This window comes from Sorangium sp. So ce385 (assembly GCF_051474135.1).
In the GTDB taxonomy this organism is placed as follows: Bacteria; Myxococcota_A; Polyangia; order Polyangiales; family Polyangiaceae; genus Sorangium; species Sorangium cellulosum_D.
Genome location: NZ_CP150337.1, coordinates 2141316 through 2159191 on the forward strand (window position 1 = coordinate 2141316; position 17876 = coordinate 2159191).

Annotated in this window: 16 protein-coding genes; 7 read left to right on the top strand and 9 right to left on the bottom strand. The window is 72.9% G+C overall.

Translation table 11 applies throughout. The features are described 5' to 3' along the window. Nucleotides 1-44: 44 nt before the first annotated feature. A complete protein-coding gene (locus tag WME83_RS07845; RefSeq protein ID WP_437318635.1) occupies nt 45-620 on the bottom strand; it encodes a hypothetical protein in 576 nt (191 codons plus the stop codon). Between the two features lie 80 nt (nt 621-700). Beyond that, complete coding sequence (locus WME83_RS07850) at nt 701-1177, bottom strand: GNAT family N-acetyltransferase (RefSeq protein ID WP_437318636.1); 477 nt, start codon at nt 1175-1177, stop codon at nt 701-703. A gap of 501 nt (nt 1178-1678) precedes the next feature. Between WME83_RS07850 and WME83_RS07855 the strand changes: the two genes are divergently transcribed. After that, nucleotides 1679-2614, top strand: coding sequence for a hypothetical protein (locus WME83_RS07855; RefSeq protein WP_437318637.1), 936 nt, complete (start codon nt 1679-1681; stop codon nt 2612-2614). Nucleotides 2615-2797: 183 nt separating this feature from the next. Here WME83_RS07855 and mdh read toward each other — a convergent pair whose 3' ends face one another. After that, the gene (gene mdh, locus WME83_RS07860) at nt 2798-3739 is read right to left on the bottom strand and encodes a malate dehydrogenase (RefSeq protein WP_020733508.1); all 942 of its coding nucleotides are present in this window, start codon (nt 3737-3739) and stop codon (nt 2798-2800) included. A 130-nt stretch (nt 3740-3869) separates the two neighbouring features. On the opposite strand from mdh, the gene WME83_RS07865 reads away from it, so the two are divergent. Next, complete coding sequence (locus WME83_RS07865) at nt 3870-4832, top strand: phosphoribosylaminoimidazolesuccinocarboxamide synthase (RefSeq protein WP_437318638.1); 963 nt, start codon at nt 3870-3872, stop codon at nt 4830-4832. Between the two features lie 62 nt (nt 4833-4894). After that, nucleotides 4895-5143, top strand: coding sequence for a phosphoribosylformylglycinamidine synthase subunit PurS (gene purS, locus WME83_RS07870; protein WP_020733510.1), 249 nt, complete (start codon nt 4895-4897; stop codon nt 5141-5143). 29 nt (nt 5144-5172) lie between these two features. Here purS and WME83_RS07875 read toward each other — a convergent pair whose 3' ends face one another. After that, on the bottom strand, nt 5173-6087 hold the full coding sequence (locus tag WME83_RS07875; RefSeq protein WP_437318639.1) for a hypothetical protein: 915 nt from the start codon (nt 6085-6087) through the stop codon (nt 5173-5175). A gap of 164 nt (nt 6088-6251) precedes the next feature. Beyond that, the gene (locus WME83_RS07880) at nt 6252-7166 is read right to left on the bottom strand and encodes a hypothetical protein (protein ID WP_437318640.1); all 915 of its coding nucleotides are present in this window, start codon (nt 7164-7166) and stop codon (nt 6252-6254) included. A gap of 298 nt (nt 7167-7464) precedes the next feature. On the opposite strand from WME83_RS07880, the gene WME83_RS07885 reads away from it, so the two are divergent. Then, nucleotides 7465-8568, top strand: a complete 1104-nt coding sequence (locus WME83_RS07885) for a hypothetical protein (protein ID WP_437318641.1) — start codon at nt 7465-7467, stop codon at nt 8566-8568. Nucleotides 8569-8709: 141 nt separating this feature from the next. Further along, complete coding sequence (locus WME83_RS07890) at nt 8710-11334, top strand: HEAT repeat domain-containing protein (protein ID WP_437318642.1); 2625 nt, start codon at nt 8710-8712, stop codon at nt 11332-11334. A gap of 84 nt (nt 11335-11418) precedes the next feature. Here the strand turns inward: WME83_RS07890 and WME83_RS07895 are convergent, their stop codons facing one another. Next, a complete protein-coding gene (locus tag WME83_RS07895) occupies nt 11419-12051 on the bottom strand; it encodes a hypothetical protein (RefSeq protein WP_437321973.1) in 633 nt (210 codons plus the stop codon). Then, nucleotides 12051-13127, bottom strand: coding sequence for an AAA family ATPase (locus tag WME83_RS07900; protein WP_437318643.1), 1077 nt, complete (start codon nt 13125-13127; stop codon nt 12051-12053). The genes WME83_RS07895 and WME83_RS07900 overlap by 1 nt, the downstream gene beginning before the upstream one ends. A 79-nt stretch (nt 13128-13206) precedes the next feature. Here WME83_RS07900 and WME83_RS07905 point away from each other — a divergent pair, with 79 nt between their 5' ends. Further along, nucleotides 13207-13659: a hypothetical protein gene (locus WME83_RS07905; protein WP_437318644.1), complete on the top strand. Its 453-nt coding sequence runs from the start codon at nt 13207-13209 to the stop codon at nt 13657-13659. 60 nt (nt 13660-13719) lie between these two features. Here the strand turns inward: WME83_RS07905 and boxB are convergent, their stop codons facing one another. Together boxB and boxC are read right to left on the bottom strand one after the other, a co-directional pair. Next, nucleotides 13720-15159, bottom strand: coding sequence for a benzoyl-CoA 2,3-epoxidase subunit BoxB (gene boxB, locus WME83_RS07910; RefSeq protein ID WP_437318645.1), 1440 nt, complete (start codon nt 15157-15159; stop codon nt 13720-13722). Next, nucleotides 15156-16898 (bottom strand): 2,3-epoxybenzoyl-CoA dihydrolase, encoded by a 1743-nt coding sequence (gene boxC / locus WME83_RS07915; RefSeq protein ID WP_437318646.1) that lies wholly within the window; start codon nt 16896-16898, stop codon nt 15156-15158. Before boxC ends, boxB begins: the two co-directional genes overlap by 4 nt. An 88-nt stretch (nt 16899-16986) precedes the next feature. On the opposite strand from boxC, the gene WME83_RS07920 reads away from it, so the two are divergent. After that, nucleotides 16987-17865 (top strand): helix-turn-helix transcriptional regulator, encoded by an 879-nt coding sequence (locus WME83_RS07920; protein ID WP_437318647.1) that lies wholly within the window; start codon nt 16987-16989, stop codon nt 17863-17865. Nucleotides 17866-17876 lie beyond the last annotated feature (11 nt).

A 17876-nucleotide genomic window follows, 5' to 3' on the forward strand; every position in this document is an offset into this window, starting at 1 on the left:
CTCTTCTGCTGGGGGTCTCCTCGGGGCGGCGCGCCTGCGCCCGATCAGCCGATGTGGCCTGCGGATTTCCACTGCTCGAAGCAGCGCCCGGTGAGCGCCTCGAGCTCGTCGAGGAGCGCGGGCTCTCTCGTTTTGAAGTTGAAGCACGACTTGCCCTGCATGCGCTTCTTGAGCTCCGGGCTGATCCCGCCGAGCAGCTCGGGGTTCGTGTAGACCGGCATGAGGTAGAAGCTCGTGTAGGCCCGTCCTGCCCGCGCCGCGCCGAAGAAGAGCGGCTTTCCGTTCGGCGCCGTCGTGCGCGTGTCGAGGTAGTAGTTGTCGGGCGTGTCGTGCACGACCACGAGATCGCGCGCGTACCGCTGGAGGATGCTCCGCAGCGCCTCGAAGGCGCCGTTGCCGCCGTCGCCGCCCGCGCTTTTCGTGCCCCCTGCGGCGGAGGCGGCCTTGGTCGCACCCGCGGCCTTCGCCTTCGCGGCGCCGGCGGTCTTCGTGGTCTTCGCGGCGCCGGCGGCCTTCGTGGTCTTCGCGGCGCCGGCGGCCTTCGTGGTCTTCGCGGCGCCGGCGGCCTTCGTGCGCTTCGTCGCGCTGGCGATCTTCTTCGTCGTCTTCGTCGTGGCCACGCTCGAACCTCCTGCGCTGAGGGTACACAGCGCGCCGTGCGGCTGCCTATCTGCTCGCGCCGACGGCTCGACCGACGAGCTCACGTGAGCTTCAGCTTCATCCCCTCGTGGCTCGCCACGAAGCCGAGCCGCTCGTAGAACCGGTGCGCCCGCCGCCGCACCTTGGTCGACGTGAGCTGCACGCGGAAGCACCCTCGCCGCCGCGCCTCGTCGATGGCCCATCGCATCATCGCCTCGCCGATCCCGCGGCTGCGCAGGCTCGGATCCACGATCACGTTCTCGACCTGCGCCACCCGCCCCCCGAGGTACGCCACGTGCTGGATGATGGTCAGCTGGAATGCGCCGACGACGCGCCCTTCGAGCTCGGCGACGAGCAGCGCGTTGTTCGGATCCTCCGCGATGGCCGCGAGCGCCTCGCGGTAGCGCGGATCGAGCGGTGGACCGGGGTGATCCGTCTTCAGGATGCCCTCGTCCGGGATCGAGAAGAGCTGGACGACCGCGGGCAGGTCTGCCTCGGCGGCGCGGCGGATGGTGGGTGCGAGCTGCGGCTGGCTCATGCCCGGCATTCTGCCCGATCCCGCGCGGCGCCGGGCGCCGTGCAGCGCCCGCTCGCTCCCGGCGCGCGCGCGAGGCCCCGCCGAGAGGAGCTCGGCGACGCGCCGCATAAAAGCACCTTCGCGGGCAGGCCACCGCGCGCGAGCGTGCGAGCAGGAGAAAGAGCCGGGTTGAATCGAACTACAGGCTCTCTCTCTTCTCTATGTCTCTATGATTCGATTCGTGGCTGTGTGCCGTCTGGACACGAGCGATCAAGCCGTGCAGAGTCATCGCATCACGAATTCATCCGGAGGACAGTGTCGATGCGCGTAGTCAACACAGCCAGCATCCCCGCGATCGAGTCTCTCAAGGCGGATGAGCGTACCCTGCTCGGGCTGTTCAGGGACATTCGGAAACACGAGGAGCTCTCGGCTTTCCTGCCCGAGGCGTGCCGCCTCTCCCTGAGATGGGTGCGCCTCGCTCCGGGTCAGCCGACCAGGCCTCGTCAGCTCCCCGAAAAAGGCATGCTCGTCATCACCGACGGTTCGGGCGAGGTCATCGGAGGCTCGATCCCGAGGGTCCAGGCGGGGGACGTCGTGCTGGTGCCTCCCGACGGGCTTCAGGGGCTCACGGGCGGGGCGCCGGACGGGCTCTCCGCGATATCCATCCACTTCGAGGGAGAGGACGCCCGCTGGGACACGCCGTGCCTGTGCGCGACGGTCGCCCCGGGCGGCGCTCCCTCGGATCGATCGGAGTCTCCTCTGGATCGCCTCGTCGAGGAGAACGAGGCCCACGCGCGGGAGTTCGCCGGCAGCCCCCTCATGCAGCTCATCGGATCCGAGCGCGCGCTCGGCGACGACGTGAAGCGTCGGATGCTCGGCGCGCTCCAGATCTGGTCGAACGCCTTCCAGAAGGTCCTGTGTGCCCGGGTCGTGTTCGAGTCGCACCCCGCCGCGATCAAGATCGCCGAGCGTCATCTGGCCGAGGAGGTCGGTCACAACCAGCGGCTCGCCCGGATGCACGGCCCGTCGTCCTCGCCGTCCTGGGACCGGGGCATCGCCGCGGCGTCGTCCTGGTTCATCGAGCGGATGGGCTCGGCGTCCACCGAGGAGAGGACCGTCCTCATCCACTTCGTCATCGAGCGCTGCGCCGACATCCTCCTCAGCGCGGCCCAGCAGATCTTCCCCGACTCGGACTATTTCGCCACGCACGCCGAGGTGGACGCGGAGCACTTCAGGCTCGGGTACGAGCTCCTGAAGAGCCTCCCCGGCCTGGACATCGCCCCGCTCCGGGGCGCGCTGATCGAGGGCTGGCAGATGATGAACCTGATCTGCCAGCGCATCAGCGACATCGCCGAGCGCGGCTGCGGCGCGGCGCCGGAGCTCCCGGCGCCCGACCTCGTCGCCGGCGACATCCCGCGCGGGCGCGCGGCGCTGTCGATGGCTCCCGCCGCGGAGTGAGCTGCGGAGATCTCGGAGGTGAGGAGAAGATCTGCGGAGCGAGGACAAGAGAGGAGCCACGGAGGCGCAGAGGACACAGAGGGAACAGATGAGAGCTTTTCTCTCATCGATGTCCTTCGTATCGTCTGCGCTCTCCGCGGTCTCTCCTCGTTCGTGAGCCCGTGATCGCCCGTGGACCCGGCGTCAGCTCGCGGCCTTCACCACGTCGGTGATGCCCTGAACGCTCTTCGCGCTCTTCGCGAGCATCTCTTTCTCTTCCGCGGTCAGCGGCAGCTCGACGATCTTCTCGATGCCCTTGCCGCCGATGACGACCGGGACGCCCATGTAGATGTCCTTGTAGCCGTACTCGCCGTCGAGGTACGCCGCGGCCGGGAGCAGCCGCTTCTGGTCGAGCAGGTAGCTCTCGGCCATCACGACGGCGCTCGACGCGGGCGCGTAGTAGGCGCTCGTCCCCATGAGCTGCACGATCTCGCCGCCGCCCTTGCGGGTCCTCGCGATGAGCGCGTCGAGCTTCTCCTTGCTGATGAGCTCGGTCGCGCGCACGCCGTTGATCGTGCACGCCGACGGGATGGGCACCATGTCGTCGCCGTGGCCGCCGAGGACCATCGAGCGCACGTCCTTCACCGACACGTTCGCCTCGCGCGCCAGGAACAGCTGGAAGCGCGCGCTGTCGAGCACGCCCGCCATGCCGAGCACGCGCTCGCGCGGGAAGCCCGTGCGGCGCTTGAACTCGTAGACCATCGCGTCGATCGGGTTCGAGATGACGATCACCAGCGCGTTCGGGCAGTGCTGCTTCGCGCCGTCCGCCACGCTGCGGATGATCGGCAGGTTCGTCGCGACGAGGTCGTCGCGGCTCTGGCCCGGCTTGCGCGGGATGCCGGCCGTGATGATGAGGACGTCGGCGCCGGCGCAGTCGGCCCAGTCCGAGGTCCCCTTGATGGACGCGTCGTAGCCGAGCACGGCGCCGTTCTGCTCGAGGTCGAGCGCCTTGCCTTTCGCGAAGTCGGTCTTCTGGGGGATGTCGAAGAGCACGACGTCCCCGAGCTCCTTGCGCGCGATGAGGGCCGCGAGCTCCCCGCCGATGTTCCCGGCGCCGATGAGGGCGATCTTCTTTCGGTTTGCCATGGGCGGCCCCTTTACCACCCCCCCGGCCGGAGACCAACGGGGGTCCCGGGCGGGGCGCGGGGGGAGGAACTCGGCCGGGGTCTTCGGAAACCTGTCGACTCGGCTCCCGAGGCCGGGTAAGCCGCGCCCCATGGTCACCGAGGACGATCTGCGCACCGCGCTCGGCCGGGTGCTCGAGCGCACCTCGCTCGAGGGCCCCTTCGCCCGCTACGAGGGCAAGGTGCGGGACTGCTACACGACGCCGGACGGCCGGCGCCTGCTCGTCGTCACCGACCGCATCAGCGCCTTCGACCGCGTGCTCGGCACGCTGCCGCTGAAGGGGCAGGTGCTGAACCGGCTCTCCTCGTTCTGGTTCGAGCGCACGCGGGACGTCGCGCCGAACCACATGATCTCCCAGCCCGACCCGAACGTCCTCGAGGCGATCGAGTGCACGCCGCTGCCGGTCGAGATGGTGGTGCGCGCCTACGTGACGGGCGTGACCTCGACCAGCATCTGGACGCACTACGCGCGCGGCGAGCGCGTCTTCTGCGGCCACCGGCTCCCCGACGGCCTCCGCAAGAACGAGCGTCTGCCGCGGCCCATCCTGACGCCGAGCACCAAGGCGCCGAAGGGCGGGCACGACCTCTCCGCCTCGCGCGAGGAGATCCTCGCCCTCGGGACGATCGCGCCGCGCGACTTCGACGCCGCCGCCGAGATGGCGCTCGCGCTCTTCGAGCACGGCGCCCGCTTCTGCGCGGACCAGGGGCTGATCCTCGTCGACACGAAGTACGAGTTCGGCAAGGACCGGAGCGGGAACATCGTCGTCATCGACGAGATCCACACCCCCGACTCGTCGCGCTTCTGGTTCGCCTCGTCCTACGACGAGCGCTTCGCGGCCGGCCAGGACCCGGAGTCGTTCGACAAGGAGTACGTGCGCCGCTGGCTCGCCGCGCGCGGCTTCCAGGGCGACGGGCCGATCCCGCCGATCCCCGACGAGGTCCGGATCGAGGCGTCCCGCCGCTACATCGAGGCGTTCGAGCGGATCACCGGCGCGGCGTTCGTCCCCGACCTCGAGGACCCGGCCGTGCGCATCCCGCGCAACCTGGGAGTGTAGGTGGGCGCGGCCTCGCCCGTGCCCGTGCTAGCGTCGCGAAGAGAGCGCTTGGAGCAAAGCCAGTGAAAGCCGTCGTCACCGTCCGACTGAAGAAAGAGGTCCTCGATCCCCAGGGCGACGCCGTGAAGCGCGCCCTCACCTCGCTCGGGTTTCCGGGCGTGAAGGGCGTGCGCGTGGGCAAGATCATCGAGATCGAGCTCGACCCCTCGCTCGGCAGCGCGCCCGATCTCGAGGCGCGGCTGAAGAAGATGGCGGACGAGATGCTGGCGAACACGGTCATCGAGGACTACGAGGTCACGCTCGCGCCGTAGCCCCGCCGCGGCGCGGCCGCGGGCGGCGCTCACGCCTCGGGCGCGACGAGCTTCTTCGCCCAGAGGATCGCGTCCTTGCGGGCGCGGCCCACGACGAGGTGGCGCGCCAGCACGGCCGAGCGGCGGAAGCCGTTCGCGAGCAGGGCGGCGCACAGCTCCTGGTCGTCGGCGGGGGCGAAGGTGAACGTGCTCACGGCCTTCTCCTCGACGAGGCGCTCGCACAGGGCGCCGATGGCCGCCGTCGTGGCGAGCCGCTCCGACTCGTGGCGCGGCGAGGTGAGGATCTCGAGGAACGAGTTCCCGAAGCACGACTGCATCTCCCACGCCGCGTGGAGGGTGAAGCCGCCCCGCGCGGACAGCGCGTAGCCCGTCCGCACGGCGTCGCGCCCGAACGGCTCGAAGCCCGTGAGCGCCCGCCCGGCCCGCTGCGCCGCCGCGACCGCGCGCCGCAGCTCGGCGGCGCTCGCCGGCGCGATCTTGATCGCGGGCATCGGCCGCCCCTCGCCTTCCCGGAGCAGCCGCCTCGCGCGGGCGATGGTGCGCTCCGCGAGCAGGACCGCCGGCGAGCCCGCCCTGTCCTCGCCCTCGTCGTCGTCGCTCTCCTCGCGGAGCTGCGAGGACATCTGGGACACGACCGCCCCGAGGATCCATGCGTCGCTGCGCTTGTAGAAGCCGGGGATCGAGCCTTCCCGGACGAACCCGAGGCGGGTCCAGGTCGGCACCTCGTCGCGCTCGACCAGGGTGAAGATCTTCTCGACCCCCTCGCGCTTGGCGGCCGACAGGACGAAGTTCCGCTTCGACGGCGTCGGCCCCGCCCGGAAGTCGATGATGCGGAGCGTCCGGTGCCGTCGGTTGACCAGGAGACAGAGCGAAACAGCGTCGTTCCGGAACAGGAGCTCGTCGACACCGCTGCTCGACGTCGAAGACAAGTTTCTCGCGGCCATACCCCTCGTGCTCGGCGCAGGCGTGATGCCTCAGGTCACGCGGTCATTGCAGAATTGCAAATTGCAGATCTGCAATGCCCCCTAGCAGCCGGGGCCCACAGCGTCAACGATGTCGGTGAGGCCGAGGAATCAGGGGAGGGGGAGGGGAGGGGTGACGGGGAAGGTCAGGGGGCAGCGGCGAGCCGGCCCGCGTCGGCGGGCTTGACCCCGAGCGCCACGAGCGCGTCCTTGAGCTTGGAGCGCTGGAGGGAGATGCGGGTCGGCATCCCTCCGGAGATCTTGAAGGTCTCGAGGAAGTTCACCCCGCTGTCGAAGCGGGCGGCGAAGGTGACGCTGTCGTTGTCGACGACGACGGAGATGGGCGCGCGCTCCTGCCCGATGAGGAGGAGCAGGGTCTTGTCGTAGGGCCCGCCTCGCTGGGAGGCGTCGACGAGGACCAGGCCCGGCTCGACGCGCTCGTAGCGGAGCGCGATCCGGCGGGTCTCGGCTTCCATGACGGCGAGCTCGGCGCCGGCCGCGTCGATGGGGGCCCAGAGCGACGGGTCGGAGAGGCCGGACGCGAGGTGCCGGACGATGAGGCCGAAGAGGGCCTGGTCGCGGGGGCGGGCGCGGAGGGCGCGGTCCATGCGGGTGGCCACCGGCCCCGGGACGCCGATGCGGGTGTCGATGGCGCGGGCGTCGTCGTCGCAGCCGGGGTAGGGCTCGACGCCGCCGCGCATCCACTTGGCGCCGCTGGCGAGGCCGTCGAAGTCGACGTGGCAGACGAGGGTGTCGACGCGCCCGGCGCGGGCGACGACCTCGGGGGTGATCATCTCGGGGCAGGCGCCGTGCTCGGCCTTGGTCGACAGGACGAAGCGGGGGTCGCCCGCGAAGCGCGCGTGGTGGGCGCTGTCGTGGTGGTCGACCCAGGCGGCGAGCCGCGGCCCGAGCTCCTGGATGAGGGGGAGCGTGACGGTCTCGAAGCTCTTGCCCCCCGCCTCCGAGGCGAAGGCGATGTCGAGCACGGCGATATTGCCGCGCAGATCGCGGGCGCGGGGGAGCTTGCGGGGGGAGGCGAAGGCGAGGTCGAATCCGTGCATGGCGTCGCTTCCGGGGAGGCGGGCACCGCCCCGCCGGGCTGCCCGGCGCGAGCCGCGTCGGGCGCCTTGCTCCATACACCCGAAATGGCGCAAGCGCTGCGGCGGCGGACCTTTCTCGGGCGGGGCCTGAATGATCCGCTAGGATGATCCGACCAACGGCAGGGATGGCTCGGCGCTCCCGGGCGTTCCAGCAGTGCGCCGCCGCGCAGGAGGCTGGCGGCTCAGGCAGACGCGACAGGAGGGGACCGCGCCCGGGATCGCCGCGAGCGGGGCTGCCCGTGTACGTCGGAGGAAGTGGATGAGAAGCGACGTTCTGGGACTTGGTCTTCTGGCTCTTGGGGGGGTGCTCTGCGGCGCCGGGCTCCCGGGCGCGCCGGCCGTCTCCGAGGCGAGGGCAGAGCCCGCTCAGGTGGCGGTGTCGGCCGCGCAGGCGACGGGCGCGGCGGTGCAGGCGGCGGGGGCGGCCGCGCCGGCGGTGACGGGGCCCGCCTGCAAGCTGAAGGGGACGGCGCCGGTGAGCAAGGGCGCCAAGCTCTACGACGCGCCGAGCGGCGGCCGGACGGTCGCGAACTTCACCGGCGCGCTGGTCCCGATGACGCTGAGCGCGATCCCGGCGGACCCGCCTTCGGGCCGGGCGAGGCTGAGCACGTCGGACAGCGGGCCGGCGCTGCGGATCGACGGCTACGTCGCGCCCTCGGACATCGCGGTCTACACGACGCGCGACGTCCCGGTCATCCAGGGGCACATCTGGATCTCGAGCGCGCAGAAGGTGAAGCTCGTCGCGGCCACGGGCGACTCGCTGCGCGCGGAGCTCTCGATCTCCGGGTCCGAGGGGCAGACGGCGCGGGCCTCGGCCTCGTGCGACGCCTTCTCGCTGCAGCGCAGCGTCCCCGCGAAGATGGAGGTCCCCGGCAGCGCCCGCGGCTACCTGATGAAGACGTCGACGATCGAGCTGTTCGATCGCCCGAACGGCGACGTCATCTTCACGCTGAAGATGCTCGAGGGGACGGCCCAGCTCTTCTGGAGCACCGAGGCGAAGAACGGGTTCGTCCACCTGATGTCGCGGGGGGATCTCACGATCGACGCCTGGGGGCGCCTCAAGGATCTCGAGGCGCTGAAGAAGGGCGAGATGATGGACCAGTACATCCCGCCGACGACCGCGGTGGCCGGCGCGCAGCTCGCGCTCGACAAGGCGCCGCCGATCGTGAAGGCGACGCGGTCGATCCCGGTGCGCGCGCGGCGCGACGAGAAGGAGAAGCCGGTCGGCGAGATCGAGGCCGGCGCGGAGATCTACCTGCTCGAGACGGTGGCGGGCTGGACGAACGTGCTCCCGAAGGCGCTCGGGATGACGCCGCCGGACGAGGGCGGCTTCTGGATCCCCGCCTCCGAGACGCCGAAGTAGCGAGGGCGCGCGGGCCCGCGGCGGAGCGCGGCGGGTCCGACCGGACGACGCGCCGCAGCGCGGTCAGGTTCGCCGCGGCGTCCGGCTCGAGGCGCTCAACTCTCGAGAGCTCGGCCGCCCGAGGCGACTAGGATGGCGCGCATGAGCCGTTCGCCGTTTCGTTCCCGGCGGCCTCGCGTCGGCGCCGTCGTCGGGGTGATCGCAGCCTCCTCGACCCTCCTCGGCAACGCCGCCGCGCAGGTCGCGCCCGTGGTGCTCCCGCCCGCGGCGGGCCAGCAAGCGCTCGCCGTCCGCATCGACCCCGGCGGCATCACCGCCCGCGCCTGCCCCGCTGCGGCCGCGTGCGCGCCCGACGGCGGCAAGGTCCTCACCGTGCCGTCCGATGTCGCGCCGTTGCTCGGCGGCGCGCGCGTCGTGCCGATCACGCTGGCCGACGGCAAGCACCTCGCGAAGATCGAGGCGCCGGCCGCGGGCAAGCCGGCTCCCGCGAGCGCGCCGGGCGCCGCGGGCGGCAGCTGGGCGATGCTGGTCGCCGCGCCGCTCGCCGGGAAGGGGACGGAGCCGATCGTGCTCTGGAGCGGCTGGACCGGCGTCGCGACCGGGGAGCACGGCGAGGGGCGGAGCGACGCGGTGGTCGTGGAGCCGCTCGGCAGCCGCAGCCGCGTGCTCGTCGGGCAGCTGCGCGAGGACGTGACGATCTGCGGGCGGCCGGCGCTGGTCGGCGCGAGCGAGGTCGATCCCCGGACGATGACGCTCCTCAAGGGGGCGAGCTTCCAGAACCTCCCGGCGGAGGAGCGCCGCGCCGCGGGCAAGCTGGTCGCGGAGCGCCGCGAGGCCGACGCGGCGGCGCCCGCCTTCCGGCTGCTGCGCCCGACCGCGGCCTCGAGCGCGGTCGGCAAGCGCTTCGCGGAGATCGCCGACGGCGACCCGAAGACCGCGTGGTCCGAGGGCAAGGCGGGCGCGGGCCGGGGCGAGTTCGTGTCGTTCTCGTCGGCCGACGAGGTCGGGATCACGGGCCTCGGCCTGCGCATCAAGCCGCAGGACGGCGTCGACGGCGGCGCCGCGCCGCGCACGCTCTTCGTGGCGACGCCCGATCGGCTCTTCCAGGTGAGCCTGCCCGAGGACGCGTGGCTCAAGGAGCCCGCCGGCTACGAGGTGAAGCTCCCCGAGGAGATCAGGGCCTCGTGCCTCGCCGTCGTCCTCGACGAGGCGTACGCGCCGCGGGGCGCGGGGGACCGCGGCGCGCCGTCCGCGCCGGAGGTGCGCGTCACGATCGCCGAGGTCACGGCGCGCACCGCGTTCGACGGGCAGGGCTCGGGGGCGCTCGTGGGCGCGCTCGCGGGCGGCGGCGAGCGATCCAGGGCGGCGGCGGCGCTGCTCGCGCGCAGCGGGCCGGAGGCCGTCGAGGCGGCGATCGCCGGTTACGACAAGCTCGACGCGGCGGGCAAGCAGCTCGCTCGCGGCGTGATCGACACGGCGCCGTGCGCGGTGCAGATCCCGTTCTTCACCGCGCGGCTCGCGTCAGGCGCGGCGACCGCCGCGCGGTCTACGTCCGCCGCGCCGGGGCGCGCCCCGCGCGCGGCGGCGGCCGAGCCCGATCCGGAGCTCCACCACGCGCGCGATCGCATCCGCCGCTGCGGGCGCGCGGCCGCGCCGGCGCTCGCGGAGATCGTGAAGGGGGGCGCCGCCACGGCCAAGGTGGCGGCGGCCCGCGAGCTCGCGCTCGTGGCGCCGGCCGAGGCCATCCCGGCGCTGCTCGACGCCCTCGCCGGGGCGCGCGGCGCGACGCGGCGGGATCTCCGGGCTGCGCTCGCGCTGGCGGCGCGGAGCGAGCGGGCCGCGCCCGTGGTCGAGGAGGAGGTGCAGATCGATCGGCTCCGCGCCCGCCCGGAGGGCGCGCAGCTCGATCTGCTGCGCGCGCTCGGGCCGGCGCTCGGGCGCGTGAAGGGCGGCGGCGCGGCGTTCCAGGCGCTCGCCTCGGCGGCGCCCGCGCCCTTCGAGCGGCGCTACCTGCTCCAGGCGCCGGCCGCGGCGCTGGCCCGCGCCGGCGAGGCGCCGGCGGAGGCGTACCTCCGCGCGTCGCTCCGGAAGGACGCGGATCCGCACGTGCGCCTCCGCGCCGCCGAGGTCGCGGCGGAGGTGCCGGCCCTCGCGCCGGATCTGCTCGCGGCGGCCTCCGATGCGGACGTGCGCGTGCGCGAGGCGGCGATCGTGGCGCTCTCGCGCGCGGCCTCCGCCGGCGCGAAGCTGCCGGCCGGCGCGGCCGAGGCGCTCTCGGCGCGGCTCGCCTCCGACCCGTGGACGTTCGTCCGCGGCGGCGCCGCGCTCGCGATCGGCGCGATGCCGGCGACGCCGGCGGGCGACCGGGCGCTCGTCGGGGCGCTCGCCGACCCGTCGCCCGAGGTGCGCCGGCACGCGCTCGACGGCCTCGGCGCGCACCGGGCCACCGCGCACATCGAGGCCGTGCGCGACCGGGCGGAGGACAAGGAGGAGGACGTCGAGGTGCGCGCGCGCGCGATCCTCGCGCTCGGGGCGATGTGCGACGCGAGCTCGGTCGACCTGTGGACGCGGCTCGCGCTGCGGGCGAAGGCGCCGATCGGCGAGCGCGATCAGCGGCTCGGCTCGGCGGCCCTCGCGGCGCTCGGGGCGGTGCACCCGGCCGATCTGCCCGCGCGCCTCAAGCCGCTGCTCGACAAGGACACGCCCCACGGCCTGCGCGAGACGGCGAGGGCCGCGCTCGCCGCGGCGCCGCAGTGCCGCCGGTGAGGCCATCAGGCCGGGGGCACGGCCAAGCTCGCGACCCACGACCCGGGTGATCGGCGTCGCGCGCTCGCCCGCGCGGAGCTCACCTCATCGCGCGCCGCGGCCGGTCCGCCGCGGCAGCACCGCGCGGGCGCGCGCGAGCCACTCCGCGAGCGAAGCGGCGTCCGGGGGCACCGCGTCGAGGTCGGCGTCCTCCGCGACGCGCACCATGGCGGCGCCGTCGCCCGGCATCATGCCTTTCGCCGCGAGCATCGCCTGCGCCCGGAGCGGCGACAGCTCCTCGGTCGCCTTCTCCCCGAGGAGCGCGAGGATCCAGCCCTCGAGCGCCGGCGCGGCCACGCCGCCGATCACCTCGGGCGGCGACGACAGGCTCGACGAGACGCGGCGGATGCCCTCCGCGATCGCCTCGCGACGCGCCGGATCGCGGTCGATGTCGCGGGAGAACGCGAGCACGTCGCACCCGGCCTCCTTCGCGTCGAGGGCCGCGCCGAGCACGTGATGCGTGTCCTCGTGGGCCGCGCCGCGCGCCTGGTACTTCCGGATGCTCTTCCACTCGCGGGCGCCGCCGACGACCCACCCGTTCGGCTGGACGCGCGAGAGCAGCGTGAAGAGCACGCCGGGGTGCTTGTCCGACTGGTAGGCCGGGGCTCCGGCGCGGCTGCCGAGCTCGTTCTCGCCCTCGCCGACGAGGAAGACCCGGGTCCTCTCGAGCGGCTTCATCACGGCCGCGTGCCTCCGCCGAGGAGCGCCGCCTCGTCCGCGCCGTTGGCGTAGCTGAGCCAGAGCTCCCCGAGCGCGTACACCCGCGCCCGGTCCTCGAAGCCCGGCGTGTGCAGGATGCGCGTGGCCCTCATCCCCTGCTCGCCGGCGCGGGTGATGACCGTGACCTCCTCGGGCTGGAGCTCGTTCACGACGAGCGGGCTGTGCGTCGCGAGGAGGACCTGGGTCTTCTCGGAGACGAGCCGCAGCGCGCGCATCACGTCGGCGATGCGCGCGGGGTGGAGCCCGTGCTCGGGCTCCTCGACGAGGAGCAAGGGCGTCGGATCGAGGTGCGGCAGCGCCGCGAACGCGAGGTAGTAGAGCATGCCCTCGCTCATCAGCGCCGCGGGCACGACGGCGCCGCCCTCGAGCTTCACCCCGATGGCCTTCGTGGTGGAGCTCGGGTTGGCGAGGTGGATGCTGCGCACGCTGGGAAAGAGGCGGGTGAGCTCCGCGTTCAGCTCGATGTAGGCCGACAGGTCGCGGCTGATGACGGCGTCGTAGAGGGCCGGCAGGCCGGTGCCGCGCTCGTCGGCGAAGCAGAGCGGATGCCCGTCGGGGATCAGCGGGTGCGGGGCGCGCAGCGCGTCCGGGTCGAAGCGCAGCATCTGCGTGCCGCGCAGGGCCTGGACGATGTCCGGGGCGGGGCGCTCGGGGCTCGGCCCGCCGCTCGCGTCGTCGTCCTCGTCCGCGTCGTCGAGCAACGAGGGGGGCTCCAGGTCCCTGGGGAACGACGTCGAGCGGACCCGCCCCGCGGCGTCGAGCTCCACGCGCCACGTCGTGGTCGCCGCCGACACCTCGAACACGGCGCCGCCGAGCGCCCTGCTCGCCGGGGCGCCGCGCCCGAGCGGGTCCGGCGCCGGCGCCCCGAGCGCCCGCTCGAGCACGGAGGAGAGGGTCCGGAGCGCTCGCAGCACGGTGCTCTTGCCGCTGTCGTTCGGCCCGATGAGCGCGTGCAGCGGCGTGAGCTCCAGGGTCGTATCCTGGACGCAGCCGTAGCCCTGGATGCGGAGCTGCTCGACGTAGGGTCGGTCCATCGAGGTCGACGCCAGCATACCCGCGCGCGCGCCGGCAAGAAACTTGGCCCGTCGTCGCCGGCCCCTCTACGCCGCGGTCATGCGCCGCCTCCCGTCGATCGCGGTCCTCCTCGTCGCGCTGGCCGTGCCCCTGGCCGGCGGCCTCGGCGCGCGGCACGCCAGCGCCAGCGTGGCCTACGCGTCGCCCTACACATTCGAGCAGACCTTCGGCACGGCGCTGCGCCTCGTGCGCGTCGATCTCGGCTTCAAGCTCATCGAGAAGGACGTCGCGAGCGGCTACCTGCTCTTCGAGTACAGGAGCCCGGAGAGCGGCGGCAGGGCGACGCAGGGCGCGATCGAGGTCGTGAACGGCGGCGCCGGCGTGCACGTCGCCGTGCAGCTCCCCGCGATGCCGCAGTACCACGAGCAGGTGCTCCTCGACGCCCTCGTGAAGAAGCTCGCCGCCGAGCACGGCGATCCGCCGAAGAAGGCGCCGCCGCCGCCCGCCGACGCGGGCGCGCCGCCGCCCACCGACGCGGGCGCGGCCCCCTGATGACGTCGTCCCCGCTCCCGCGCAGATCGTAGGCCCTCCTCGAGGGCCGGGCAGCTCGCCCTAGCCGCTGCGCCGCACGTACTCGAAGTCGACGGGCTTGCCCTTGAGCCCCTTCGCCGGCGCGGCGATCCAGTTCGCCATCTGCTTCGGATCGAACACCGGCTTCTCCATCAGGCTCTTCACGTACGCCTCGTCGCTCGCGGTCGGCAGCCACGCGTCGCGCCGGCGCTCCCACTCCTCCTTCGAGAAAGGGTTGCCTTCGACGTCGAAGTGGAGCCCCGCGTAGATCCCCGAGCTCCGGTGGAACCGCCGGCTCGGCAGCCTCAGCCTGAACGGCACGCCCGCCTCCTCGATCACCCGGTTCATCTTGTCGATCCCGCGCTGCGAGTCGCTCACGTACTCGTCGCGCAGCACCTCGTTCATCGCGTTGCGGAGCGGCACCTCCTCGCGCCGCCACCCGGCCACCGCGCCGCCCGCCGCCGCGACGGGGACGTCGATCGGGTATACGCCCTCGATCGCCCGGTGATCCTCGTACGACTCCTCCTTCGCGCGGCCCTTCACGCTCGACGCGAAGAACGACGCCGCGTTCGAGGAGATCTCCCCGCCGAACAGATCGAGCGACAGCGAGTACCAGAGGTTCAGGTACTTCTGCATCGTCGGCAGATCGATGCCGCCCTCGGCGCGCGCGTCCTCGTTCTTGTTGCGCTTCATCAGCTCGCACGTCCGCTGGACGACGCGGAGCAGGCCCGTCTCGCCGACGAACATGTGGTGCGCCTCCTCGGTCAACATGAACCGCGTCGTGCGCGACAGCGGATCGAAGCCGCTCTCCGCGAGCGCGAGCAGCTGGTACTTGCCGTCCCGGTCCGTGAAGTAGGTGAACATGAAGAACGAGAGCCAGTTCGTGCACGGCTCGTTGAAGGCGCCCAGGATCCGCGGCTTGTCCGGGTCGCCGCTCCGCCGCTCCAGGAGCGCCTCCGCCTCTTCCCGGCCGTCGCGGCCGAAGTGGCTGTGCAGGAGGTACACCATCGCCCAGAGGTGCCGCCCCTCCTCGACGTTCACCTGGAACAGGTTCCGCAGGTCGTAGACGCTCGGACAGGTCTGGCCGAGCAGCCGCTGCTGCTCCACGCTCGCCGGCTCCGTGTCCCCCTGCGTCACCACCAGCCGGCGCAGCATGTTCCGGAGCTCCCCGGGCACCTCCTGCCACGCCGGCTCGCCCAGGTGATCGCCGAAGCCGATCTTCCGGCCTTGCACCCGATCCGCGAGGAAGATGCCCCAGCGGTACTCGGGCATCTTCACGTAGTCGAAGTGCGCCCACCCCTCGTGGTCGACGCTGATCGCCGTGCGCAGGTAGATGTCGTCCGCCTGGAAGCCCTCGGGCCCCGTCTCCCGCCACCAGTCGAGGAACTTCGGCTGCCACGCCTCGAGGGCGCGCTGGAGCTTCTTGTCCGACGCGAGGTCGACGTTGTTCGGGATCCGCTCCGAGTTGATGACTGCGCTCACGTCCGCCTCCAGTCGAATTCGGGGCGCTCCGGGCGCCCGTACATGGTCAGCGCGCCCCGCTGGCCCACCGCGTTCGGGCGCTGGAAGATCCAGTTCTGCCAGGCCGACAGCCGGGAGAAGATCTTCGTCTCCATCGTCTCCGGCCCGCAGAAGCGCAGGCTCGCCTCCATCCCGGTGAGCGCGTCGGGCGACAGGCTCACGCGCTCCTCGATCGCGAGCCGCACCTCGTCGTCCCAGTCCATCGCGTCCGGCGCGAAGGTGCAGAGGCCCTCCTCCAGCGCCTCCTCGGCGGACAGGAGGCCCGTCCGCTCCTTCAGCGCGGCCACGCGCTCCGGCGCGCCCAGGAAGCGCGACGCGAGCCGCGTCAGGCCGTTCGACATCGCGAGCGGACCGAAGTTGAGCGGGCCCAGCGCGACCGTCGCGGGAGACGCGCGCGACGCGTCGTCGTCTCCGCCGTCCAGCATGTAGGACCGGTCCGCCGCGAGGGCGAGCTCGAACAGGCTCCCCGCGAAGCACGAGCCCGGCTCGATCAGCGCGAACACGCTGCGGGCCGTGAGGTCGAGCCGCTTGAGCACGCGCCGCATGTGGAGCAGGACCTCCTTGACGAACCAGTCGTCCCGGGCCGCCCACAGCGCCTCGTCCGCCGCCCGCACCGCGTCCGGCGCGCCGGCCGTCCGGAGGAGGACGAGGCCCACCGTGGGGTGGTTGAAGCGGAGGTCGAGGAGCGCGTCGTCGAGCTCGCGGAACGCGCGGAGCGCCCACAGGTCCGCGCCCGCCCGGCGCATCCCGGCGGCGTCCGACGGCCCCTCGCCGTCCGGCCCGAGCACGCGGATCTCCGCCGTCCGCGCGGCGCGGTCGACCTTCAGCGAGACGTGGCGGTAGTCGCAGGTCGACACGCCGCCGTCGTCGGCGCGCCGCGGATCGAGCGGCGTGAGCGTCACCCCGGGCCCCGGCCGGTCCGGCGTCGCCGCCGCGAGCTCCGCGGCGCGCTGGGCCACCGCCTGATCGAAGCGGCTCCTCGGGATCGCGCGATCGACGAGCCCCCACTCCTGCGCGCGCTTGCCGCGCACCCCCTCGGCCAGCGTCGAGAACACGTCCGCGAGGTCGCGCCGCACCTTGCGCTTGTCCACGAGCCGCGTGAGCCCCCCCGTGCCCGGGAGCACGGCGAGCAGCGGCGTCTCCGGGAACGAGACGGCGCTGCTCCCGTCGTCGCAGAGGAAGATCTCCTCGCACGCGAGGGCGAGCTCGTAGCCGCCGCCCGACGCGACGCCGTTCAGCGCCGCGAGGTAATGCTGCCCGCTCTCGGAGCACGCCTCCTCCAGCGCGAGCCGCGTCTCGTTCGTGAACTTGCAGAAGTTGACCTTGAACGCGTGCGACGACGACCCGAGCATGTAGATGTTCGCGCCCACGCAGAAGATCCGCGGCTGCGCGCTGGTCACGACCACCGCCTTCACCTCGGGGTGCTCGAAGCGCAGCCGCTGCACGACGTCCGCGAGCTCGATGTCGACCGCGAGATCGTAGCTGTTCAGCTTCAGCTGGTAGCCGGGCCGCATCGGCGCGTCCTCGTCGACGTCCATCGCGACGCGCGCGATCGCCCCCTCGAACGAGAGCTTCCAGTGCCGGTACCGGCCCGGCTCCGCCTCGAAGCGGACGGGCGAGCCCTCGCCGGATGAGCCCTCTTCCCGGGCTCGGGTCTGCGGCGACGACGCCGCGGAAGGAGAAGAGGTGGTCGCTTCCATACCGACGAGCCCACCATCGCGACGGGCTTCAGTCAAGCAGTATAGTTCTTGATGAACAGGTTCTCATGAAATATAGTGCAGTATCGAGATGCCACCCCGCCAGACATCGCCCCGGGAGCGACCCAAGCAGGGCCCGGAGGCCGCCGCGGACGACGCCGGCGCGTCGCCGATCCTCGCGCACCTGGCCGGGCGGCTCCGGCAGCGGCGCCAGGAGCTCGCGCTCACGCTGCGCGAGCTGGCTGAGCTCGCCGGGGTGAGCGAGCGCTTCCTGGTCCTGCTCGAGAGCGGGCGGGCGAACGTGTCCGTGGTGAAGCTGGAGGACATCGGCCGCGCGCTCGGCACCTCGGCCGCCGCGCTGCTCGCGGAGGGCGAGCTCGCCCCCGAGGAGGCGCAGCGCGGCCCGGCCTCCGGCGAGGCGGGGGCGGGCGGGGTCCTCGTCGCGCTGCTCGGCCTGCGCGGGGCCGGCAAGACCACGATCGGCGGCCGCGCCGCGGCGCGGCTCGGGGTGCCCTTCCTCGAGCTCGACGGGCTCGTGGCCGCGCGCGCGGGGATGAGCCTCGCGGCGCTGTTCGAGATCCACGGAAACGCCTACTACCGCCGCCTGGAGCGCGAGGAGCTCGCGCGGCTCGCCGACGCCCGCGCCCACGGGATCATGGCCACGGGCGGGGGCCTCGTGACCGATCCGGCGACCTTCGAGCGGCTGCGGCGCTGCGCGGTGACGGTCTGGCTGCGGGCGAAGCCCGAGGACCACTGGCTGCGCGTCGTCGAGCAGGGGGACGCGCGCCCCATGGCCAACCGGGCCGACGCCATGAAGGAGCTCCGGGCGCTCTTCCAGGCGCGGCGCGCGCTCTATGAGCAAGCCGACTTCGTGGTGGACACGTCGGCGCTCGGACTCGCCCGCTCTGTCGATCGCGTGGTCAAGATCGCCCGTGAAGCTGGTAGAAGGGACGCGACGCGCTCGCCTTGAGCGGGGGCGCG